General features: G+C 52.1%; 27 protein-coding genes. 5 read left to right on the forward strand and 22 right to left on the reverse strand.

The window, feature by feature from the left end:
• Window positions 1–41: 41 nt before the first annotated feature.
• From Q1M04_RS08680 to Q1M04_RS08745, 14 genes are all read right to left on the reverse strand, one after another.
• Window positions 42–434 (reverse strand): recombinase family protein, encoded by a 393-nt coding sequence (locus Q1M04_RS08680; RefSeq protein ID WP_300447347.1) that lies wholly within the window; start codon window positions 432–434, stop codon window positions 42–44.
• Window positions 388–2,034 carry a recombinase family protein gene (locus Q1M04_RS08685; RefSeq protein ID WP_300447350.1) on the reverse strand — a complete coding sequence of 549 codons (1,647 nt, stop codon included), beginning with the start codon at window positions 2,032–2,034 and terminating at the stop codon, window positions 388–390. Before Q1M04_RS08685 ends, Q1M04_RS08680 begins: the two co-directional genes overlap by 47 nt.
• Window positions 2,031–3,734, reverse strand: coding sequence for a recombinase family protein (locus tag Q1M04_RS08690; protein ID WP_300447353.1), 1,704 nt, complete (start codon window positions 3,732–3,734; stop codon window positions 2,031–2,033). Before Q1M04_RS08690 ends, Q1M04_RS08685 begins: the two co-directional genes overlap by 4 nt.
• 1 nt (window position 3,735) lies before the next feature.
• Entirely contained in the window at window positions 3,736–5,382 is a 1,647-nt protein-coding gene (locus Q1M04_RS08695; protein ID WP_300447356.1) for a recombinase family protein, read from the reverse strand.
• Window positions 5,383–5,515: 133 nt separating this feature from the next.
• On the reverse strand, window positions 5,516–5,782 hold the full coding sequence (locus Q1M04_RS08700) for a DUF6870 family protein (protein WP_300447358.1): 267 nt from the start codon (window positions 5,780–5,782) through the stop codon (window positions 5,516–5,518).
• 78 nt (window positions 5,783–5,860) lie between these two features.
• The gene (locus Q1M04_RS08705) at window positions 5,861–6,727 is read right to left on the reverse strand and encodes a DUF6551 family protein (protein ID WP_300447361.1); all 867 of its coding nucleotides are present in this window, start codon (window positions 6,725–6,727) and stop codon (window positions 5,861–5,863) included.
• Window positions 6,714–7,712, reverse strand: coding sequence for a ParB N-terminal domain-containing protein (locus Q1M04_RS08710; RefSeq protein WP_300447364.1), 999 nt, complete (start codon window positions 7,710–7,712; stop codon window positions 6,714–6,716). The genes Q1M04_RS08705 and Q1M04_RS08710 overlap by 14 nt, the downstream gene beginning before the upstream one ends.
• 595 nt (window positions 7,713–8,307) lie before the next feature.
• Window positions 8,308–8,625, reverse strand: coding sequence for an HTH domain-containing protein (locus Q1M04_RS08715; protein ID WP_300447367.1), 318 nt, complete (start codon window positions 8,623–8,625; stop codon window positions 8,308–8,310).
• A 350-nt stretch (window positions 8,626–8,975) separates the two neighbouring features.
• Entirely contained in the window at window positions 8,976–9,680 is a 705-nt protein-coding gene (locus Q1M04_RS08720) for a response regulator transcription factor (protein ID WP_300447369.1), read from the reverse strand.
• A 310-nt stretch (window positions 9,681–9,990) separates the two neighbouring features.
• Window positions 9,991–10,599 carry a hypothetical protein gene (locus tag Q1M04_RS08725; RefSeq protein ID WP_300447372.1) on the reverse strand — a complete coding sequence of 203 codons (609 nt, stop codon included), beginning with the start codon at window positions 10,597–10,599 and terminating at the stop codon, window positions 9,991–9,993.
• A gap of 79 nt (window positions 10,600–10,678) precedes the next feature.
• Entirely contained in the window at window positions 10,679–11,131 is a 453-nt protein-coding gene (locus tag Q1M04_RS08730) for a hypothetical protein (RefSeq protein WP_300447376.1), read from the reverse strand.
• Between the two features lie 7 nt (window positions 11,132–11,138).
• Window positions 11,139–11,672, reverse strand: coding sequence for an SLOG family protein (locus Q1M04_RS08735; RefSeq protein WP_204792296.1), 534 nt, complete (start codon window positions 11,670–11,672; stop codon window positions 11,139–11,141).
• Between the two features lie 2 nt (window positions 11,673–11,674).
• Window positions 11,675–12,691, reverse strand: a complete 1,017-nt coding sequence (locus Q1M04_RS08740) for a hypothetical protein (RefSeq protein ID WP_300447381.1) — start codon at window positions 12,689–12,691, stop codon at window positions 11,675–11,677.
• Window positions 12,692–12,788: 97 nt separating this feature from the next.
• Complete coding sequence (locus Q1M04_RS08745) at window positions 12,789–13,436, reverse strand: hypothetical protein (RefSeq protein WP_204792269.1); 648 nt, start codon at window positions 13,434–13,436, stop codon at window positions 12,789–12,791.
• Between the two features lie 155 nt (window positions 13,437–13,591).
• Between Q1M04_RS08745 and Q1M04_RS08750 the strand changes: the two genes are divergently transcribed.
• The 4 genes from Q1M04_RS08750 to Q1M04_RS08765 all read left to right on the forward strand — a co-directional run bounded on the left by Q1M04_RS08750 (window position 13,592) and on the right by Q1M04_RS08765 (window position 15,216).
• Window positions 13,592–13,849 carry a helix-turn-helix transcriptional regulator gene (locus tag Q1M04_RS08750; protein WP_300447385.1) on the forward strand — a complete coding sequence of 86 codons (258 nt, stop codon included), beginning with the start codon at window positions 13,592–13,594 and terminating at the stop codon, window positions 13,847–13,849.
• 175 nt (window positions 13,850–14,024) lie between these two features.
• A complete protein-coding gene (locus Q1M04_RS08755; protein ID WP_300447388.1) occupies window positions 14,025–14,288 on the forward strand; it encodes a helix-turn-helix transcriptional regulator in 264 nt (87 codons plus the stop codon).
• A 157-nt stretch (window positions 14,289–14,445) separates the two neighbouring features.
• Window positions 14,446–14,670, forward strand: coding sequence for a helix-turn-helix transcriptional regulator (locus tag Q1M04_RS08760; protein WP_300447391.1), 225 nt, complete (start codon window positions 14,446–14,448; stop codon window positions 14,668–14,670).
• Between the two features lie 216 nt (window positions 14,671–14,886).
• A complete protein-coding gene (locus tag Q1M04_RS08765) occupies window positions 14,887–15,216 on the forward strand; it encodes a helix-turn-helix domain-containing protein (RefSeq protein ID WP_204792227.1) in 330 nt (109 codons plus the stop codon).
• A gap of 58 nt (window positions 15,217–15,274) precedes the next feature.
• Here Q1M04_RS08765 and Q1M04_RS08770 read toward each other — a convergent pair whose 3' ends face one another.
• The 6 genes from Q1M04_RS08770 to Q1M04_RS08795 form a co-directional block, all read right to left on the reverse strand.
• Window positions 15,275–16,084, reverse strand: coding sequence for an enoyl-CoA hydratase/isomerase family protein (locus tag Q1M04_RS08770; protein WP_300447395.1), 810 nt, complete (start codon window positions 16,082–16,084; stop codon window positions 15,275–15,277).
• Between the two features lie 60 nt (window positions 16,085–16,144).
• Window positions 16,145–16,540, reverse strand: coding sequence for a hypothetical protein (locus Q1M04_RS08775; protein ID WP_204791234.1), 396 nt, complete (start codon window positions 16,538–16,540; stop codon window positions 16,145–16,147).
• Between the two features lie 86 nt (window positions 16,541–16,626).
• Entirely contained in the window at window positions 16,627–17,388 is a 762-nt protein-coding gene (locus tag Q1M04_RS08780) for a DUF169 domain-containing protein (protein WP_204791233.1), read from the reverse strand.
• 31 nt (window positions 17,389–17,419) lie between these two features.
• A complete protein-coding gene (locus Q1M04_RS08785; protein ID WP_300447400.1) occupies window positions 17,420–17,935 on the reverse strand; it encodes a hypothetical protein in 516 nt (171 codons plus the stop codon).
• Between the two features lie 16 nt (window positions 17,936–17,951).
• On the reverse strand, window positions 17,952–19,877 hold the full coding sequence (locus Q1M04_RS08790; RefSeq protein ID WP_300347353.1) for a hypothetical protein: 1,926 nt from the start codon (window positions 19,875–19,877) through the stop codon (window positions 17,952–17,954).
• Window positions 19,878–19,966: 89 nt separating this feature from the next.
• Complete coding sequence (locus tag Q1M04_RS08795) at window positions 19,967–20,332, reverse strand: TnpV protein (protein ID WP_300347355.1); 366 nt, start codon at window positions 20,330–20,332, stop codon at window positions 19,967–19,969.
• Between Q1M04_RS08795 and Q1M04_RS08800 the strand changes: the two genes are divergently transcribed.
• Window positions 20,331–20,804 (forward strand): hypothetical protein, encoded by a 474-nt coding sequence (locus Q1M04_RS08800; RefSeq protein ID WP_204789852.1) that lies wholly within the window; start codon window positions 20,331–20,333, stop codon window positions 20,802–20,804. The two genes, Q1M04_RS08795 and Q1M04_RS08800, sit on opposite strands and share 2 nt — an antisense overlap.
• A gap of 476 nt (window positions 20,805–21,280) precedes the next feature.
• Here Q1M04_RS08800 and Q1M04_RS08805 read toward each other — a convergent pair whose 3' ends face one another.
• Both Q1M04_RS08805 and Q1M04_RS08810 read right to left on the reverse strand, forming a co-directional pair.
• Window positions 21,281–21,559, reverse strand: coding sequence for a hypothetical protein (locus tag Q1M04_RS08805; protein ID WP_297311961.1), 279 nt, complete (start codon window positions 21,557–21,559; stop codon window positions 21,281–21,283).
• Window positions 21,560–21,563: 4 nt separating this feature from the next.
• Window positions 21,564–22,319 carry a DUF4316 domain-containing protein gene (locus Q1M04_RS08810; RefSeq protein ID WP_300447405.1) on the reverse strand — a complete coding sequence of 252 codons (756 nt, stop codon included), beginning with the start codon at window positions 22,317–22,319 and terminating at the stop codon, window positions 21,564–21,566.
• Between the last annotated feature and the right edge of the window lie 4 nt (window positions 22,320–22,323).

Raw genomic sequence — 22,323 nt, forward strand, 5'->3', positions numbered from 1 at the left:
TAAATAAATTATGAACGGTGTCGAAAGTAGAACCTATATCCCTAATGTACCCTATCCATAGAAACGCCGCTTGCTTTCACCAGCTCATGCAGTATCTCCGTGGCCGTCTGCGGCACAGTACCATCGGCGCAGACTACTTCAATAAACTGATCTTCCAGCCAGCGCAGATAAGCGTCTGTCTTTCCCACATCCCGCCCCAGGCGTGAGATGTTTGCTACCAGCAGGAGGTCGATTTTCCCATCGGCCACCGCAGCGGAAACCTCTGCCAGCCCACGGCGGGAGAAGTCTAACCCGCTGGCCTGTTCAGCAGTCGTACCCACAACTTCAAAACCGTGCGCTTCCGCATATTCCTCCAAGCTGGCCTGTTGAACCGCCAGCGCATGAACATCAGGGTAAGCAACCCTGCAATAAATCCAAGCTCTCTTGTTCTCCATCTTGATGATCTCCTTGTAAATCAAGTATCAACCTTTTCAGCTCATCCCGGTAATTCCAGACGGTTTCAATTCGCCCGCCAGGGTGGATGCGGACCTCTTTTAAAACGTCCGCCGCAATCTCATCGGTAATTTCCTCTACCTCCAGAAACTTCCCAAAAGCAGAAACAAATCCATTCCGTAAACTGCCGTCCGCGCCCATGTTGTCTAAAACGGCCTCCATTTCACTGATCTGGGCGGCGGCATCGTCCCTCTGGCGGACGGCGGCAGCTTTGGCGGCAAGATATTCCGCCTTGCTAACCTCACCCATCACAAAGGATTCATAGAGGCCGCTGACCTGCTGGGAAAGCCGCTGGTGTTTTTCCCGCAGTCCGGCAAGGTTTTTCCTTGCGGTGGCAATATCCTTTTTCCGGCCCTGGCGCTGTTCCTCCCATAACCGGCTCAACTCCACCGCTATCGACGCTTGCACACGAAGTCCTTCGGTCACGGTTTCCAGAATATCAGCCTCGGGTGTTCTACACCTGCAAGTATAGGCGGCGTTCATGCGGGAGGTGCGGCAAACGAAGTACGGCGCTGACCCCTGTACCCGGCTCATAGCGTAGCCGCAGATGCCGCAGCGGATTTTCTTCTGTAACGGATGGTTATGATTCTTGACTGCTCCGTGTCCAGATGCCCGGATTGCCGCCTGTACGCAGTCAAATTCTTCCTGTGTAACAATGCCCTCATGGGTATCGTCTACAATAATCCAATCCTCCCGGTCAACCCGAACCACATGGGCATGACCGATTCGGTCACGAGTATGCTTTCCGTAGACAATCCTGCCGACATACCGTTCATCCCGCAGGATGCCATAAATCAGACTGCCCGTCCAAAAGTTTTCATCAAACAAGTTGTTCCACTTGGTACGGGTACATCCAGCCGCCCGCTTGTAAAGCATGGGAGTGGGGACGCCTTCACGGTTGAGCTGCCTTGCAATCTCTTCTTTCTTTTGACCGTCTGCCGTCAGCCGGAAAATGCGCCGCACGATCTCCGCCGCCTCCGGGTCAATGATAAGCCGCTTTTTATGAGCCGGGTCTTTGATGTAGCCATAGGGCGCGAACGAGGAAAGGAAATCCCCCTGTTGGGCACGAAACCGCTTTATGCTCCGTATCTTCCGGGATAAGTCCCGGCTGTAGAAATCGTAAATCAGGGCCCTGAAAGAGGTTTCCAGGCTGTCAATATCGGCTGGACGGATGCTGTCAAACCCATCATTGACGGCGATAAACCGTACTCCTAGGAAGGGGAACACGCTGGAAATGTAATTGCCGACAGTGAGATAATCACGGCCAAACCGGGACAAATCCTTAACCACGATACATTGGATTTTCCCCGCCCGCGCTTTGGCGATCATTTCTTGAAAGCCAGGACGCTCAAAGTTTTTGCCGCTCCACCCATCATCACAGAACTCGATTACATTGCTGTCAGCCAATTCCGATGTACGGCTGATAAAGGCATCCAGTAAATTTCTCTGGTTTGTGATGCTGTTGGATTCAGTCTTTCCGCTTTCACCCAAATCGTTATCCTCGGCGGACAAACGGATATATTTGGCGGTGATACCGCTCATGCGGGCACCGCCTCTCCCTCCGCCGCCAGCAGCCGAACCAGGGCAATGTATTCGTCCTGGTAACGGAGGGTAATGCTGACATGGTTTTCCGCGTCAATCTCCACCCGCTCAATCAGCGCGTGGGCCATAGCCTCCGTCAACGCCTGTTCTTCTTTAAACCGTCCGCAGACGGTAAGCCAGGGGTTTTCCGTGGTCTGTTGGCGTTTGTCCTTCTGCCGCTGTTCCAGCTCATCCAACCGGGTCTGCGCCCGCTCTATATCAGAGCGGTATTGCCGCTTCATTTCCGTGTATTCCCGCTCCGACATCAGCTTATCCGCATAATTCTGAAACAGGCTGTCATAAAGCATTTCCGCACGGCTGAGGGACTGTTTCGCGGCGGCGATCTCCTGCTTGACCGCCACCTCCCGGCTGACCGCCTTGGGGGATTTACTGTACTGCCGCACCAGCTTGTCCAGATTTTCAGCCAGCGCGATTTCCCGCTGTAAGGTATCCCACAGAATTTCAATCAACTTGGTTTCATGAAAATATTTTTTGGGGCAGGAAACAGGATTATCAGAATGGGACTGGCAGATATAGACGTAGTAACGTTTCCCCTTGCTGCTGTTCACATTCTTGTACCGCACTAGAGGCCGCTTGCAGTCCGCGCAGTAGACCAGCTTTCGGAGAATATTGGGGGTGGTCCCCAGCGTGTCATATTTCCCCTGCCTCTCATGGTAAGTGGTTTTGGCCTTTTCAGCTATCTGCTGAACCGCTTGAAAGGTTTCCTCGTCCACCAAAGGCTCATGGGTGTTGCGAACGATTATCCACTCGGATTTCGGGACTCGGTAGGTCTTTCTGCCCTCGGAGAACCCGGAGCGTTTCCGGCCCTGCACCATATGGCCCAGGTAGACCTCGCTGAACAGTATGTTTTTAACAGCACGTACATTCCAAATCGTATTGGCATAGCGTTCAGACTTTGACCTGCCCTTCAAATAATGATACCGGGCAGGAGACGGGACATTCTGTTCGTTTAGCTTCCGTGCGATATTCTGGTAGCTCATGCCGGAAAGCCGCCATTGAAAGATTTCCCGGACCACAGGCGCGGCCTCCAGGTCTGGCTCAATCCGGTGATGGTCGTCAGGGCACTTCTGATAACCGTAAATCGCCCAGGCACCGATAAATTCCCCGTTTCGCTGTTTTGCCGCGAATACGGGCAGCAGCTTTCTGGAGATGTCCTTGCTGTAAACCTCGTTGAAGATATTTTTCAGAGGCACAATATAGCCGTCCTGGGACCGTTCGGCGGTCAGCGTATCAAAATTGTCGTTGACGGCGATAAACCGTACATCCAGGAGAGGGAAAATCCTCTCCAGATAGTTGCCGGTTTCCCGGTAGTTGCGGCCAAACCGGGATAAGTCCTTGACCACAATGCAGTCCACTTTCCCGGTTCGCACATCCTCCATCAGCCGCTCAAACTCCGGGCGGTCAAAGTTGGTCCCTGTCCGTCCGTTGTCGCAGTAGAGGTCATAGAACTGCATATCCGGCTGGCTGTCAATGTAGCGCTGAATCAATTCCCGCTGATTGATGATCGTGTCCGCTCCGGGCTTTCCGCTGTCCTCTACCGACAACCGGACATAACCGCCCGCATGATACACCCGCTTGGGCTTTTCTGCGGGGGCAGCTACCGGCAGAATAGGATTGACCTTACGTTTCGTCCTCGCCATCTTAGACCGCCTCCCTTCCGGGAAGAAGCCCTTGGGCTTGCAGAAGTAAATCCGTCTGCCAGTGAAATTCGTCGTTCCAGCGATAGACGATTTCAACCCGGTGTTCACGGAAAATCAGGATGCGCTCAATCAGAGAAACGATAATCGCGCGGTCCAAGGCTTCGATGTTCTGGCGCTTCCGAAACTGCTCCATCCAGCCTCGGCCCTCCGAGAAATTGCCCATTTCCTGGTCCATTTCCTCTTGAATGGCACCGGCCTGTTCCTCCGCCTCGCTGCGGCGGCGGGAGTAGGTCTTTCGTAAATCCTGATATTCGTCTTTGTCGATCAAGCCGTCTTGGAGGCTTTCATATAGGGAACGGGAAAGGGTCTGCCAGCGGTCAATCTCCGCTTGTTTTTTCTCCAAGCGGTCCCGGAGCTTCCGTACACCCGCCTGCTGAAGCTGGGCGGCGTCTGTCAGCTCCAGCAGATTGGAGAGGTCGATCACGTCTTGAATGTGCTTTTTCAGCGATTCCAACACAAGCTCATCCAGCGCCTCCACCCGCAGGGAGTGGGCAAAGCAGCTCTTTTCGTTCTTGTGGGCGGCGCAGACGTAATAGACATACTTCTTTTTAGCGGTCGGAACGGTCTTTCGTATCATAGCCCCGCCGCACTCGCCGCAGAAGACTATGCCGGAGAACAGCTCCACCGCCTTGCCGCTGACGCTGGTACGGGTATCCAGAGCAAGCACCTTCTGAACCGTATCAAAGTCATAACGGTCAATAATGGCCTCGTGGCAGTTCTCCACCACCGCCCATTCCTCACGGGGCTTTACCACCAGCCGCTTCACCCTGTAGCTGGGCGTGGTGACACGCCCCTGCTCCAACACGCCGGTATAAACCGGATTTTTCAGAATCCGCAGTACCATCCCCGCGTCCCAGGAGGATTCTTTCTTTACCCGGAAGGAGGTGGAGTAGCGCATCCCCTGGGACCGCTTGTAGTCCATGGGGGTGAGGATGCCAGCCGCCGTCAGGCGGTCGGCTATATCCCCCGCGCTGATGCCCTCCAGCTTCCACCTGAACATATCCCGCACAACTCCGGCGGCGTATTCGTCTACCAGCAGACGGTGACGGTTTTCCGGGTCCTTCCGGTAGCCGAAAACAGCAAAAGAGCCGATGAAATCTCCGCGTTGGCGTTTGATTTCAAGCTGGCTCCGTGTTTTCACCGAGGTATCCCGGCAATATGCCTCATTGATGAGGTTTTTGAACGGGATAACCAGCTCGTCAGATTCCGCATTGCTGTTCAGGCTGTCATAGTGGTCGTTGACTGCGATAAACCGCACACCCAGGAAGGGAAATAACTGTTCCAGATACTCCCCCACGCCCAGGTGGTCCCTGCCGAAGCGGGACAAATCCTTGACCACAATGCAGTTGATTTTGCCAGCCTTGACCTCGGCCATCATCTCTTGAAAGGCCGGACGGTCAAAATTGGAACCTGTGTAGCCGTCATCCACTTTCATGCCGCACTCCCGCAGTTCCGGGTGGCGCGTCATGTAGTCACAGATCAAGTCTTTCTGACCCGTAACGCTGTTGCTTTCCTCCTTGTCGCCGTCCTCGCGGGAAAGGCGAACGTAACCGCAGGTATTCCATACCTGTTCAGCGGAAATTTTCATATGCTTCTCTCCTAATTGTTAAAGTTAATCAGCAAAACACTTTAACAACCAGGGGAGCGCCGGTTTGTCCTGTTGCCGCCATGTTAACATAACTTCCCGGCAATGTCCAGAGTGTTTTGCAAAAAAGTTTGTGTCAGCATTTGGAGCGTATGTAGGAGAGCATCCGGTCCTCCAGGGTCACATCCGTGTCGGTGAAGCTGACCTTCACCACATACTTCCCGTGCCGGTAGCAATAGGGGTTGCCGATCTGCCGGATAAAATCAAGAATCCGTTCCCGCTTGGGCAGGTCGGTGTTGACCTTCACATCTCGAATATCCCGCAGATCAGAAGGGTCCACCGTCCGAACGTCCACGTCCTGCATAGCCTCGATCTGCTCCCTGGTATAAACTCGCTGTTCCATGAGTTTCCTCCCCTCTGGTCAAAATCTGTGGTAAAAACTGCCGCAGACCTCCCTGGTCTGCGGCAGTTTTGTGATGTATCAGCCATTGAAACGGTAAGGGAGCTTGTGCCCTCCACGCTGGCCGTTGTACTTGTCCCAAATGACACGGGCAAAACGAAGGGCCGCTTTGTTGGTGGAAAAATCAATTTTCCCACGCCGGATGATTTCCTCCGGGTCTACGGCGGACAGGCGCTTGATAAATGTGCCGTCGTTCAGCTCCGTCTCATAGGTCTTGACAAACAGCGCCATACCGGAGAGGATGGAGGCTTTGGTGGAACCGGGCGCACCGCGCCACGTTTTAGCCAGCAGGGAAAGCATACGGGAGAAGGCCGCGCCGCCCAAGAGACGGTAAGCGTTGATAACGGTGCGGGTGGCCTCGATCTCAAAAGGTTCGCCGGTGGGCTTGTCCAGCGCCCAGGTAAAACCAGCGTCCTCCACCCGGAGCTTCACATCCGTAACCTCCGCGTTGCTGCCGGATTCCAGCAGGGCCTTGGTCGCGCTGGAAAGCCGCAGACGTCCCTTCGCCTGATCCAGTTTGTAGTACAGCTCCGCCTCCTGTTCATAGGTCAGGCCGTAGTAGACCTGACAGAGCATATCTACGTCTTTCCCATTGTTTTTCCTCTTGCCGCCGCAGACACGGTGCTGCCCATCCACCAGATAATAGCGCCCATCCCGGAAGCTGACCACCAGAGGGGTCAGCAGACGGGGGTCCCAATGCCGTACCAGCTTATCCACCACGCGGTCAAGTACAGGTCGCTGGTAGGGCTGACCGGAATACAGGTCTGCGGTAGAGAGAATTTTTTCCTCCCATTGTACGCCGTCCGTCATGCCGCCCAAGGTAGTCTGCCGGGAATTTCCCTTCTTCTGCTGTTCCGTAACAGCGGAGATTTTCTTATGTCGCTTCATGTTGAGCCATCCTTTCAATTTTGTGATACATTTCGTCTAAAGCCTCGTGAACAAGCCGCACTTTTTGATGAATCTGCTCCAGATGGTCCCGTGTCAGGACCGGCAAAACCGCATCGTACTCCGGGCCGGTGTAGTTCTCCATGCTCTGGCAGAATCGTTGCAGAAAATACGAAAATGTTACAAGAAAGCTGTCCGGGGTGCATCGGCGGTCCTTGTCCGGGTTTTTCAAGTCAGCGGCCAACTCCTGAATGGAAGGGCAACCGCCAACCGGGGCAGAAGCCGGTTCGGGGACCTTCGGCGGCGCAGGCGGTTCCGGTTCCTGCGGTGTTTCCGTAGCCTCCGGCTCTACTGGGACGGGGTGATATTCATCTACTGATTTGATAGTCCCTGACACTAATTGATCGGCAGCTTCTTCCTGTTGGTCCGGCGCAAGACGAGAGAGCTTCAATGCGTTTCTAAAACCAATTCTATGCTGATCGACAATTCCCTTGACTTCAGGCGTAAGGTTTTTGGCGATTTGCACCTTACGCTCAACCGTGCGTGGGGTAACGCCCAATTTCTCTGCGGTGTCCTGAGAAAAGGACTTAGTTCCTAAAACCGACCCCGTGTCGGTTTTAGAAGTTTGACCATTGCGTTTCCCTTGCCGTGTTTCGGGATGTAGAATTTCATAAATCTCTTTTCGCCGCAACAAGAGATCATCATATTCCATAGCCGACAAATTTCTGCGGATAAAGTTTTCATCTATCTCCGCCAGCTCTGCTTGAATCCCATCTAAACTGCTGACATTGCACTCAATTTCCTCCCAGCCCAGCAGCTTCACCGCCTCCAGCCGGTGCAGTCCGGCGATCAGAGTGTAGTCCAAGTCAACCGTGATCGGATTGAGTAGCCCTACTTTGGTAATGCTGTCCGACAGCTCATGGACTGCTTCCGGGTTTACCTCTCGCCGCCCTTCGTTGACCTTAATCTGAAAAATTGGAATCTTCATTTTCTCACCTCCCCGACCATGGGCCGTATTATCGTTCCTTGCCGAATGGAACACCTGGGGCCGTAGTCTGCCTACGGCTCCAGGTCTTTCATCCGGCTGTCGGGCGGGAAGGACCGCGCCGGTCCCGGTTGTGTCCCATACTGTAAGGAAATGTGACCGGCGCGGGTTCCCTTGAATACCCTTTATAAAAATGTGTGCCGTATTATCGGGCGGCATGACCGCCCTGCTGCTCTCCCCCGGCACGGGAGTATGTAAGCCCGCCTTTGGCGTGGCGGCGCGGTGCCAGCAGACGGTGGCGGCAGGTGACTAAGCTGCCCAGGCCGTTCCCCCAGCATCTCCCTTTTACCCTGCGATACGGGTGTTTGCGGTGTATCCTGCGCCTACGGCGTTGCCAGCGCCGGACAGCCGCCCAGGTGTCGCTCGTACCTTTGATGTGATCGTTTTGACGGGCAGGGAACGAGGGTCCACCCCCTTTCGTTTGTCCCCGGCCCGCAGGCAGTCTTGGCAATTGTGCGGCTGATGCAGGATGCACGCTTACATACTGAATATGAGCGGAAACCTGTCCCGCTGTTTGTCAAGGTGCTGGGGCTTTGCGTCAGGGAGCAAGCTGGAAAATGATACTGCTGATCGTAGCCAGATCATCACCGGCAAGCTGGGCGCTCAATCGAACAAGCAGCTTGACCTGCTTTTTGTTGAGGGCCTTGCGGTAAGGCTGGTAATCCGCCTTTAGCCGTACACCCCCACCGTAGCGGCCACGGACAGTTTCGATAGGGTATGAACACATGAGCATCATTATGTCGTTCCGAATGGTTTCCCTGGAGACTTTAAACTCACTTGCCAGATTGCTGTATGTATCCTGCCGTTTCAGGCACAATATTTCCAGAATCCTCTGGCGGCGTTCACCCGCGCTCATGTGTTCACCTCCTTCCACCGCTCTCTGAAATCTATCGTAACAGGTAAAGGGCAAGCCTAGCTTGGCCTTTAAAAAAATAATTTGAAAAATTTTTATTTTTATTTAAAATTGGTTATCTTTCTGCGAAAAATGTTGTAAATTGCAGGGAGAGAACTATGCCGCTTCTCTAGTTATCTGCGGCTTTTTTGTCGAATAAAAAGAGGCCGCTGTCCCTTGCTGGGACAGCGGCCTCGATTGCATATTTTTTTGCGGTAGTGCACTTTTGCACGACGGCATCCTCCTATTGGTGATAGGAGCTATGATACCACGCACTTTTCCTATTACTTTCCCCAAACTTTCCTAAAACTTTCCTAATTATCGCAAGTTTCGTTGGAATACCCGGTAAATCGGTAGCCCATCCGATAAACTGTTTTGATATAACATGGTTGGGCTGGATTCGCCTCAATTTGTTTCCGCAGTTCGTGGATAGACCGGCCTACGGATTGGACATAATCCATTCCCCATGCGCCCCGGCATATCTGCTCGGAAGTCAATACACGGTCGGGATGCTCCATAAAGTACAACAGCAGTGAAAACTCCCTGGGGCGCAACCTGACGCTCCGCTCCTTCACCCGGACAACGCAACGCGACGGGTCAATATAAATGTCCCCAACCTGGAAGTCACGTACTTGGATGCCTTTATCATGGGTATAGGCCGAGTAGCGGCGAAATTGGGCCATGATGTGATCCGCCACTAAATCAACAGGCCATTCTGACCCAATGCACAAGTCCGCGCCGGATTGCAGGGCGGAGCAAGCATTTTTTGTATCGTATTGATTGAATAGTACGATTGCCGGTGCATAGCTGATACGGCGCAGAGCAATGAGAAATTCAGCGCAGGAAATTGCTTCAGGAAAACAAAGTACAATCAGGTGAAATGATTGCCCAGCACATAGACGCATGGCGTCCTGATAGGTGAGTGCCATGATGAAATCAGCGTCCATCCCTTGAAACCTAAATTTGAGTGCGTTGTGGAGTTCATAGTGAATGTCCAGCGTCAGGACTTGATACCTCATAAATACCGCCTTTCATATTCAAAAATATATCACCGTCGAGATGAATTTAGCCGACAGTTTCTTTCAAAATCCGCAAACGCACTTACAAAAAAGCCGCTCAAATACCGTTGGGTTTTACCCGCAGGGATAGAGCAACATCTAGCAAAAAAGGGATGCAAACAAACTGTCTGCACCCCTTGAGATACTGTGGCCAAAGGCTGCGTTCCTTTGTTGGCTACTGCTCTCCGTTATCTACTTTGTTCATCGTTAGTAATTATTATACCATAATAATCGCCTATTGTCTAGTTTCTATAAATTCCGCAAAAAAGCGCTATAATCCATGCTCCTGAACAAATTGCTTTAGCACCTTTTCCAGTTTATAGACAAGCGCATTAGGCAGTTTCCGGGCGGTCAAGGCCCTGGGGATTCTAACGCCAGATACACCTGTAACAACTCGACGGAATACCACACGCCTATCATTGCGGTGGAGAGCCTTTATTTCGTACCCTTGGCTTGTCCAGGATTCAGAAATATAGTAGTCTATTTCGTCTGGAATAATCGCATGGAATGGGTATCCTTCCTCCCTCCACATTGGAGAAATCATCCCTGGCATCACCTCATACCAGAAAGCATCATAGAAATATGCTTCTGCCGGTAAGCTGTCTCCAAGGATTTGTTCAATCTGGCGGAAGGTCAAGGTAAGTGGAGTCTTGTCGGACAGGCGGAAGTATTCTCGCAATTCCAGATAGGGTGAATTTCGTAGCGGGGCATTATCAAGGAAGTCACCCAGCAACTCAAAGATGTCGATATGCTCCGCAAAGGCATCACCCGAATCCGAGAACATATCGTAGGCACATTGACGATGAATATAAATCAGGTTTTGCACTCGATGCCCTTTGCCGATCACCTTTTCAGTTATCTCAATTTCTTGGTCAGCCAACATTGGATTTCCGCAAAATGCGCATAGGCCCCCCTGACGCTGCCAGACTGCTTTATACTTACCATTGGCCTTCTGTTCATCACGGCGGTGCTGTAGCTGGGCGAAATAGTCCTTGTCCAGATATGGGTTGAAACTGACCTTGCAGGGCTTGTGCTGGACGATAGCGAGGGGAGCCAACCGAACTACCCGGCAACTCTGTAAGCATCTTTTTAACTTCTCCAGTATAGGTCGCGCAATCCATATACATGGTTACGGAAACAAAGTAACCGTATTCTTCAATTTTCATGTCGATCTCATAACCGGCAGACAGGCTTTTCGCCAAATTTATAAACGCTTCTTTTTTCTGCGCTTTATCCGCCCGCAAAATATAGGTGCTGCTTTGCTCGATACGCTGGCGAAATGCCTCCGGTGATTCCCGTGGCATGGAGGAAAATTTCTCACCGGATACCTCTTGTTCTTCCAGAAGTTTGTCAATGTCTTGATGCGGGAATTGTTTGCAATAGATTACCTTATGTTCAAACTCTACGCTCATTTGTACCCTACCTCCCGCCTTGTATGCGTGTAATGTCCATCGAGATTGGATGGATTATAACAATTCCTCTTTTTAATTTCCGTGCATAATTCACAGTAGCCCCTGTTCCGCTCCGCCGCACTCCGTTGAAAACGGCCAGCAGCAGACCAGCGGCCTCCACAAGCTGGTGATTCCGGTCAATCATGCACCCATCGTAGTATTCCCGGCTCACATAAGTCACAGAATTAGCCCGCTTCAAGATAGAATGATACCGCTCCCGCGCTGAATCGCTCCACTTGTCCGCCTGCCCTTCATGGGGCAGAATACAATGGAGTTTCAGCGCGGGATTTTTTTCGCGCATAGCCAGGACAATCTCCGCCGCCCAGCAGTCCACGCCGTCCGCGCCTCCTGTAAAAAAACCTGTCACTCCGGTCTCGGCCAGTGCCGCGATTTGTTCTGCCAGCGTTGCTTTTAGTGCCGCGCACCGGGGGTCCGTTTCGTCATACTTCCATGGGAAACTTTTGGGCCGGTGCCCGGTAAAGGCACAGGAATTTTCAAACATAGTCATAGGCTCCCCTGGCTCCCGGCCAAACCTGAAAGCGGGCTGACTTCCCGCTCTTTTAGTTCAAAAATAAATTCAATGGCATAGTCACACCGTAATATAATGTTACTCGCTTTGAGGAAGTTTATCGGTACTCCATAGCTCTTAAACTGACGGTCAATTTTCAATCTTTGGAGGACTCGCTGATATATTTCAGACCGATGCTTTTTGACTTCATCTTTCAGAGCCTCCCAAGAATCAAACCGATAGCGGGGGAGTCCCACGATCATGCGGATATAATCAAATGTACTTTCATCCGGGTTCTCTGGAGCACGTTCATATGTGGGTGGAGATATGTGCTGTACCAATCGGTCGATGGAAGATGGTTCCCGTGGAACTCTATACACAATCTCTGTTTTTAGAAAAACTTCAATGCAATCCTCCAGTGTTCTCCCAACTTCAAATTGGGAAACCGCTTTCTGCCAGACATTCATATTGAAGCAGTCGCCCCTAACTTCAAATATGCAAAATTTTATGCGTCCCTCATAGGGGAAAAGCCTTGGTTCCTTATCAAGAGTGTACACTTCATTTTTGTTGAAGTAATACGTTTTTCCTCCGCGTTGAGAAATGGGTTTATTGATTACGCCCTGCTTTATTAAGAAGTCCCTGGTCATAGAAACCAGTTCCGCGTCAGGAATACTTTGCAGGTATTCATCCATTTCTGGAAGCAGGTGCTTCTCTACATTTCTATCCAATTCCGTAAAGATATGGAATTTCACGACCGCTTGTTTCCATATTTCCTCATCAACAAAGGAAGGGGCCCATAGCGGTTCCACCGCCATATCATCGCCCCTCTGCAACATTACGTGCGCATTCTCTCCGTATTTAACTACACAGAGCAGGTTATATCCATCTCCATTTGGGCGCGGCTTTCTAAAAATTGCTCTGCCTATAATACCTTCTGCGATCAACAGCTTGGTGACTGTTTTTGACGCTATGCTCCAGGCACAGCCCCGCCCTGTCGTTTTATCTATGACCATAATGCCACCTCCAGCATTTTGGGGACTGCTTTAGACTGGACAAACTCCATCTTCTTGCCATTAACTAGAGCAACCAAATCATCCACATTCTGAAAAATCACCCAGCTTCATCCGCCTCAAAGGGGAACAAATCCGGCAGATCAATTTGAACGCCCAGCTTCCGCTTCAGCACATTTTGAATCCACATTAAACGGAAACGAACAGATTCCGGCCGGACGCCAAGCTCCCTGGCAATGGTGGCGTTCCGCTTTACCGCCTGTTTTTTCTGGACTAGGATCAGGTCCTCATGGTTCAACATTCGTTTGGTCCCGAAACCAGGAACGTTTCCACGCATGATGGCGAACTCTTTTAGCTCTTGGTCGGAGGGCATGTCCCGCAGAAGCTCCGACAGCTTCATGTATCCCTCCGTGAACGTTACCTCCAGGCCGCGAAGCCGCCGCAGAGCCGGACTGTCCAGCTCAATATAATCCGGTATGGGACCTCGCTCAAACTTGGCTTTGATATTTTGGAACCGGCCTTCTACCTGATTCCGTGTGAGGCCCAGTTCTTTCCCGGCTTCTTCATTGTCCTTCCCATCCAGGCGCAGCTTCAAAATCTTCAGGCCGAGCTGGGTTATGTGTGGCTTGCTGTTCTTGCTGTACGGGAAAAGCTCCGCTAAAACCTCGTCAGAGGGTGGAGCTGCCAGAAGTTCAGAAATTAGAATCTTTTCGCCGTTTGCCTTCTGTGTTAAAAAAGTGTTTTCCATTATGTCCCCCCTATTCCCTTTTAAAGACCTCTATCCCCTTTAGATGTCGAAAATTTATTCGGGTCAACTACACATAGTTAGGTAGGGGAATTTTTACTGCTATCATGAGCACAATAGAGAAGGATTTCATCGTCTCACAATAGCAGAAGGTTACTATGAACGCTGATTATTCAAACATTATTTTGCCCAGAATACTCTTTTTGTGTGATAAGCGGGGCATTACAATCAATAAACTTGCTGAAATGAGTGGGGTTAGGCAATCCACTATTCACAACTTGGTGTGTGGCGCATCTAAAAATCCTAAAATTGGTACGTTGCACAAAATTGCAACTGCTTTTAATATGACATTAGCAGAATTTCTTGATTTTCCAGAATTAAATAATTTCTCATTAGATGATGAATTAGAGGAATAATATAAGGTAGATAGCGGCATCCTCCCATGCTTTGGTATGGGAGGACATTATTATATTAGCGACTAACGTTCAAATCATTATATCATAATACATCCCGTCTGTCTATTATCGTAGACCTCATTTTCTCCTATATCTTTTACAATCTGTACTTAGAAAGTTGTGGGGAGGGGATTTTGTGCAATTCAATTCGGATGTAGTAGGACAAGTTATACGTAAACTACGAAAAGAAAAAAAGATTTCGCAGGATGTTCTTAGTGGTTTTGCTGGAATTGCACGTACTCATTTAACAATGATAGAGAACGGATCTAAGCAACCAAACTTTGAAACCATTTGGAAAATTGCTATGGCTTTGGATTTACGGCCAAGTGAATTAGTTAGTTTTATGGAAACGGAAATTGAACGGCGTGATAAGGAAAGCACCCTTTACATGGAGCAATAACAAAACCTCTCGTGCTAAGACGGCACGGGAGGTTTTCCATGCGTCTTTACATTCGACCGTATGTGCAACTAATTAGACATGACTTCTTAGAGCTTTTAAATATATTCTAACAAATATAAACTGGCCTTGTCAATACCGTTGCTTATGGAGGCTAGTCATGGATAACTACGGAACAATAAAAATAAATTTGGCAAAGCTGATTGAAGATCGTGGTATAAGCAAAAACAAACTTAGCCATCGAGCGGAAATGCAGCGGACGCAAATCAATCATTATTGCAACAACACGATATCCAGATTAGATGTTGATGTCTTATCTCGCCTATGCACAGTGCTTGAATGTGAGATCGGAGAACTTTTGGAGTTTATTCCTCCCGAGAAATAAGGTAAATTCAGAAAAATTCTGATTGTCCCATTTTATATGCAAAAAGCCTCCCATGCCAGACGGCACGGGAAGTTTTCGTAGTCACCGCCCCATCTGGGTCACTGCTGGCAGTATATCATATAATTCGGTGCATTGCTATAGATAAAACTACAAACTTGTAAGAATTTTCCTTTTGCCTATTCGGGGTTACACTACTTGTAAAGGTGGTGTAATGCTATGGCTAGGAAATTAAAAGACGTCAATATAGAAATCGGAGCCAGAATTAAAAGCGAACGGACAGCCCAGAAAATGACTCGTGAGGACTTGGCGAAATTGTCTGGTTATAGTGCTAACTTTATTCAGGAAGTGGAACGAGGACGTTCTGGCCTGTCCTCTGAGTCTATCCGCGCGTTTGCCGTGGCCCTCAATCTCTCCGCAGACACCTTATTGTTTGGGAGAGCTCCAGACAGCTTTGAATATGTCATACAGAAATTGAAAGCCGTTCCGGCTGACAAACTGCCGCATGTTCTAAAAATCATAGATGAAGCGATTGAATGTACTCGCTAAGAGAAGATAGCCCCACGCCGCTGGCATGAGGCTATCTTTATTCGTTCTTGCACAGTGGTTATATGCCCTTGTATTGCGGCTCCCGCTTTTCCAGGAAGGCACTGACTCCTTCCCTGAAATCCGAGTGCCGCGCCATGTAGCGAGTATAAGTAACTTCCAATTCGTTCTTGCGGTGCATCTGGAAGTCCTCCTGCTCATTCATACACGCCTTTAGATAGCGGAGAACCAGAGGCCCCCGCTTGCAGAGTTCCCGTGCTTTCTCCATAGCCGCTGGCATCAGCTCCTCCAGGCTGTCAACCACCATCGTGACGCCGCCGTACTTTTCGTGCAGTTCCTCCGCCGTTATGGAGCTTCCGCAGTAGCACATATCCCTCTGGATTTGGGGCGGAAGTATCCGGGCCAGATGGCCGCTTCCGCCAACGACGCTTAGTCTGGCTTCCGGCGCTCCAAAGAGGGTCCCCTTCACGGCGATTGAGATATCCGCGCCTGCCGGATAACAGAGGCCCCCGCCGAGACAGTGGCCGTGGACCGCGCAGATCAGGGGGACCCGCAGATCATACAGGGCTTGCGCCCCGTCATAGTAGAGCTCTTGGGTATTGGTCACGTCCCTGTCCTCAATGCTCTGGTAGAATCGCTTGATGTCAACGCCTACGCAGAATGTTTTCAAGTCCGAGTGCATGACGCATACCCATATTTCGTCATTGTGGTTGATATAGTCACAAACCCGCAGGATTTCCTCCTGCATAACGCCGCTGACCGCGTTTACCGGAGGGTTGTGCAGCGTCATGACTGCGATGTGATCCTCTATAGTGAGGAAAACCTGTTGAAGTGGTTTAAACCCAATTTCATTTACTTTTTTAACTGCCATGCTGCATCTCCTATTATTTTCGAGCATCCATAAATAACACTTTGGGCTGCTCCATAGCTTTCAGTCCGGTTTAGAATGTACCCATATTACGTGTTGTCCTAAAGACGGACATTCCAAATCGCAGATCAAAGGGACCCGCAGGTTAAACAGGGATTGCGGGGTAACTGGGCTGGATGGCTCCTTGTTGGGTGCGTCTTTATCCGAGCTGCCCTGCTGTAATTGCTGGATATCCACACAAGAACAAAAGGTTTTCAGATCGGAGCGCAGAAAGCACATCCAAATGTCTTTATTTTGGTTGATGTAGTCCTGAACCAGCCATATTTCATACCAAAGGCCAGCGAGGGCAACTGCCGCCGCCAAAGGCTGTAACTTCATTACCGCAATATGGTTTTCGATGGTTAAACATATCTCTTGGAGTTTATGATGGCCTATTTCCTTTATTTCCTGGACCGACATTGTATTCTCCTGTTACGTCTGCAACGGATGGAGCCGTTACAGCTTCCCATAACGGCTCCATCATCGCTATGCAGACGTCGATTGCGTCAGAACTTCAGGTAAGAGGCCGGAAGCCCCTCGGTAATATCCGTCGTCAGGCTGGAAGGGGCAATCGGGTGCCGAAGCCCGTTTTTGAACATCTTCCCCAGCCCGTCCACGCACCGGAGGACATGATCCGGTGTCAGCGTGACACGCAGCTCCCACTCGCCTACGCCGCTGAACTTGCAGTCCGCAAAGCAGGGGAGGGCCAAGGACGGTTTCCCGGTCATAAAGGTCCGCGTCCAGGAATCCGAGCAGGTGGACTCGCCCGTGAAAGTAAATTCCAGTTTTTCGTAGTTGTCGAACTGATAAGCGGCAAACAGCATGAACGCCTGGGAAGGGCTGATGTTCATGATTACCACATCCGGCTCAATGCGGCCGGCGTCGATAGGGGAGGCAACGACCGCATAGTATTTGGAGTCAACGCAGTTCAGCGCCGCATGATGTCCCCTGGCCGCTTCGCTGTTGCCATACCAGACACCCTCGAATACCTTTCCGCTGTACCATTCCTCGTCGCGTTCCACAAGGCCATGCACGCCCCGGCAGTAGTTGTTATGGATGTTTTCAGGCTTGCACGCGGAGGTCCACCCAAACTGGAAGGCATGACCCACCACCATGCAGGGCGCGTAATGTTTTTCGTGGATGCGTACTTTCGGGATTGCGTTCAGCTCCTCCTCCGTGGCAATCCACTTCATCCCGACCGGGGTGTACATCAAATGGAGATATCTTTTCAGATCAGCAGTAATCTGTTTCCACTCATAGGTTCCCATAAGTCTTTACCCTTCTTTCCTTATTTGGTTGTTACGGTTCAGTAACGGTATCCTCAACACCCACGAACATTTTTTCTGCATGAGCAGGGTCCATAGGCTTGAACAGGGGAATACCGATCAGGGTCAGCACCACGCTGATAAAGCCGCCGATGCCGCAGCACTGATATACGGAACCGATAATGTGCCCGAAGTAGAGGATGCAGAAGGAAGCGCACCCGCCGATAGAGCCGAGCAGAGCTGCGCCCTTTCCGGCTTTTTTGCTGTACAGGCCGACTACCACAGGACCGGCAACAGCGGACATGATGGTTCCAGCTGCGGACCACAGCATAACCGTCAGGTTGGACGGCTTGGAAAACGCAATGGGAATCGCTATGATGCCGATTACATAGACGGACCACTTCATCACGGACATCGTATACTGATATTTCGTTTTTTCGCTGCCCACGCCCAGGTTATCATCGGTGATCTGGAAGTTATGGCGTTCCCGGCGCGGTTGGCGGGAAACTGGCGGAGGGAGCGGAATCACCTGCCCGCCGTCAATCTCCACCTGTTCCGGCTCCGGTTCAGAGGGAGGCGGGGGAGGTGCGGAATCTTCCGTGCCCAGGACAGCGGTGCGGGCCTTGGCAACAAGGTCCCGCACGGCCTGGATGGACCGCTGAAGATACGAATAGAGGTGCGGCGGTCCTGGCGTCCTCGCCGTACATCTCAAAGAAGTCGCCCACCTGATACAGCACAATGCCGTCTGGGTGGGCTTCCTTGATGGCCTTATAGGCCGAATACGGGGATGGGACGAAGGTACTGCTCTGCTCCGGGGCCTGGGGCGGCGCTGGCGGCTGGACCTCCGGCGCAGGTGCGGGCGGTCCTGGCTCCAGCGGGGCGGACGCTGCCGGGGAGAACAAGCTGAATTGGCCGCTCTGGTTCTCCTGTGCCGGAGTGCGCCGCTTGTTCGTCAGGGCACGGGCCGCAGCCGCCAGCCGGTCCCCAGAATCAGGCGGGGCCTCGGAAGGTGTGCGTTGGGGTGCGGGGACCGCACGCCGGGCCTCCTTTGCTGTCTGTTTCGCCTGACGCTCCGCCTGCAAAACAGCTTCCGGCAGAGGTTCATACAGAGAATATTCACCCCGCATGAATGTCTCCATATCCCGCAGGGCGGGCGTCATCCGTTGGTATACCGGGCTGTCCAGGGAGACAGCGTTCATGATGTTGAACATCTCGCCGTACAATTCAGATTGTTTCTTGGAATCATCAGATTCCAGAATAGCCCGGATTCTCTTCACGGCGGCGTCCATATCGTTGCCGGGGGGATTGGTCCGGTTGGGGTCCATACTGTAAAAATGATAAATCCGCCGGGCAAGGGTTACTTTCTCATAAACCGGAAGGTACGCCTTTTCCTGATCGTTGAGATACTGCCCACTGTCAACCAACGCCCGGACGCGCTTTTGCACCTGGTTCCAGTTCAGCGTGACCGTATCATAGCCCTTATAGCCGGATTCTTCATCCTCACGGGTGAGACTGATCCCCTTGGTGCCATGGTTCTCGTCGTAGCCGGTGCAGCAGTGTCCGCCTTCGCCATAGCTGCTTTTCAGAAAGTCGGCGCACTCCTTGGGGTCATGACCCTGCTTAAAATAGGCGTAAATACGCAGTTTGGCCTCGGATATATTGCCGCCGCGACGTAAAAGCTGGGTAATTTCATCCTCGGTGATGAAGCTGGCCTTTGCCGGGGCAAAGCCCTCTACCTCTTTATATTGCTCTTTTACCGCAGATAAACGGTCAATGCTTCTGAACAGTTCCTCCGGGTCATGGATTTTGCGGAAGCGCAGGAGGTCCGGGCGGTATCTGTATTCGACCATAAATGCGTCCAGCTCCTGCAAAATCTGCTGGCGGTGGACCGGGAATTTCAGCAGTTCAGCGATTTCCTTTGTATCGTCCGGAAAACCTTTGCCCAAGAAGTGCTGAGAAATGATGGGCATAAGATTCCGCTCCTTTGCGCTGTCGCTGAAATCCTGGCGGAGATACCATAGCTTTTCAGCCAGTTCCCGCACTTCGTTGTCGGGAGCGGCGTCAATTTTATCCTGCGCGGCGAATGTTCCATCCCGCAGGAGGTTGGAGGTCATAGCGGCGGCGTTCACCCAGGTAACAAGGGTACTGCCGGGACCAAAAGCGGACCGTCCCGGTGCGATACGAAATCCTTCCTGATTAAACCATAGGGAGTATTCCTGTCCGTCAATGGTAACGCCCTTGCCACCCTCGCCAAATTCCTTTGCCATGAAGGAAGCGGCGGCGGAACCGGTGGGACCCTTCTGGAAGAAGGCCACAATGCGCTCAATGCTGTGAGAACGGTTGCCTCCGCTAGTGAGGGCGTAGCCAATGACCGCCTCCGGCACCTGTCCGGCAGGAAGGGTGGTTTGCTGCTGGGCTGTCCGCTGGTCCTCTGCTTGGGCCTGGGCGATATTCTCAATCTGTTCCTCTACCGTAGGGAACAGGGAGAACAACGAAAGGTCCGGCTCCGCAGGGTATAGCGTTTCTTCTTTGGACGCAGAAACGGCGGGCTGTTCGCCCGCCGTCTCCTGCTGTTCCTGATTTACTTGTAGACGATCTCCGCCAGCACGATCTCCTCCGCCTGGGCCGTGAAGCTGTTCACCGCCTGAACCCAGCCCGTCTGATCGCGGGCCTTCATCGCTTCGTCCACTCCGTTCTGCTCCTTCAAGTCGGCCACCATCCGGTCCACCTGCTCCCGCGCCTGCCGGTCGATCTCCCGCAGGTGGGGGTACAGCCGTCCCGTCAGCAGCATGGAGGTGTATGTCCCGGCGTGGCGTTCCTCCAGGAACGTCTCCCTCAGCATCCCGTACTTGCCCAGGGGCATTTCCTCCAGGTCCTCCGCTCCGTCCAGCGTCAGGTCGGGAATCAGGTAATCGCCCGCTTGCTTGTAAGTCAGTTCTTTCGTCATGGTTGACGCTCCTTTCTTCGCTTTCGCGCTTTACAGCGCTAAACTCTTCCTTGGCCTTAGTATAGTCGATCTCAGGCGATTTTGCAAGAGGTTTTTCAATATTTTTTTCTTTATTTTTTGCCTGTTCCCGGTCAAAGGCTTTGACGGCGCGGCCAATTTCGTTGAGAAGGTCCATGGAAACCTTGCTGGCGGCATTACCCAAGTGGTGGAGGACGGCGGGGGTGGAAAACTCGGTAATGTTCGCAAGGTCCTCGTCCTCCAGGTAATCGCTGGGGTCCAGGCCGCAGCGGGTCAGGACGGTGTACTGGACGCTGGCGGTGAGGATATTCCGAAAGTGGACCTCCAGGCTGAGATCGTCCAATTCCTCAAAAAAGCTGCCCCGCGTGTCATGACGCAGGTCCTCCAGGTAGTCCCGGTAGGCTTCCCCCACGGCACAACTGGCCTGTTCCATGAGCCGCCAGCCAATGTCTAGTTCGACGCTGGGACCATACTGCCGCTCCAATGCCTCCGCAACAGCGCCATATTTTTCCTCTGTCATTTCCCACAGATACGGCTCACGAGCTCCCCGCACCGGGCGGGTGTCCGCCACATCAAAGACATATTCCAAGCGGGGTTTACCCCACTTATTGTTCCGAATGAGAGCGATGCCCTTGGAATGGGGCTTCACCCATCGCCGCATGGTTTCATTCCACAGCTCCATGCTGGCGCAGGCCGTAGCGTCCGGGCGCTGGGCGTAGATCAAAAGCTGTTCATCAAAACGATATTTGTAGAGACGGCTTGCGGTACCCAAATACCGTTTCCAGCCGTCCACATCCCGCGTGACGGTTTGGGCGGTGTGAGCTGCCAGCTCCGATACAAATTGCAGTTTGCTTGCCATGAATACCTCCTCGTTTCAGTATAGAGAAGCCCGAAATGGATGAAATATCCCGCTCCGGGCAATATGGGCGGTCAGCCGCTCGTTCGCTTGTTTTGGTTCATCTTATCCAGCACAGCCCTCTGCGCCGGGGAGAGGATGCGGGGCGATGATACCTTCAGCCACTTCTTCGGCAGTTCAAACGTCAGCCCGCCCCAAGCGTTGACGGCGGTCTGGCGCACCTGTTCCGGGTGGGACTGGCACAGCTCCAAAAGCTGATGCTTCAAAGCCTCGTTGTGGGTGTAGACGCTGGCCGTGCGCTCTGCCTCGTTGAAGTTGATAACCGTTTCCTTTTCGATGTTGGTCAGTCGCATGGCGTCACCTCTCCGGGTCCCGGCTGGGGTTGGAGGGAGCGGCCCCGCCCTGGGACCGTCCGGCTTCCTCCTGGCACTGGCGCAGATTGTCCAGGAGGGAGGGCTTGGGGGCCTCACTCCTGACAATAACTTCCTTCGCAACTTGTAAGGTTTCCAGAATGTCCATAGACACGGATTCAATGGAAGAAGCGCCCAGGAGCGTCTGGCACTCTAAGATGTTCTGTGCGGCCAGCCGGTGAATCTGGCTGGGGGTATCCTGTATATCCGCAACGACCTCCATCCGCCCACCGTCTATCAGCCGCATGGTTTCCTTATCATAGAGGGTGTAGTCATAGGTGGCAAAGCAATCGTCACAGGTATACTCACGATCATCCTCGCTGGTCTGGATATGAAGATACGCAGTACCGCCCACCAGGTAAAGGGCCTCATTCTCGGATGCCTCCACAACAGGCTTGGGGGCCTCGTTATTGATGATGCCGTCAATCTGGTTGTAGTTGCCCTCCACACTCATTTCCGCAGCCGCTAAATGGTTCACTTCCTGAACAGCTTTTATTTCATACTTGGGCTTAAATTGCGCTACTTCCCTATAAAGCTCCTGGCGGCGCGTATCATTGATTAGCCCCAACTGCTGTGCCATATCAAGAGAACCGATATAGGTCCAGTACCACGCCAGTTGAGCCTCTGGGCGGGCGTTCTCCTTTGTGAGTCCACGGACAGTTTCCGCTTTCAGGCCCGCAACGACCTGTTCCACATCTCTCATAGGC

Source organism: uncultured Oscillibacter sp. (genome assembly GCF_950073225.1).
Taxonomy (GTDB): Bacteria; Bacillota; Clostridia; order Oscillospirales; family Oscillospiraceae; genus Oscillibacter.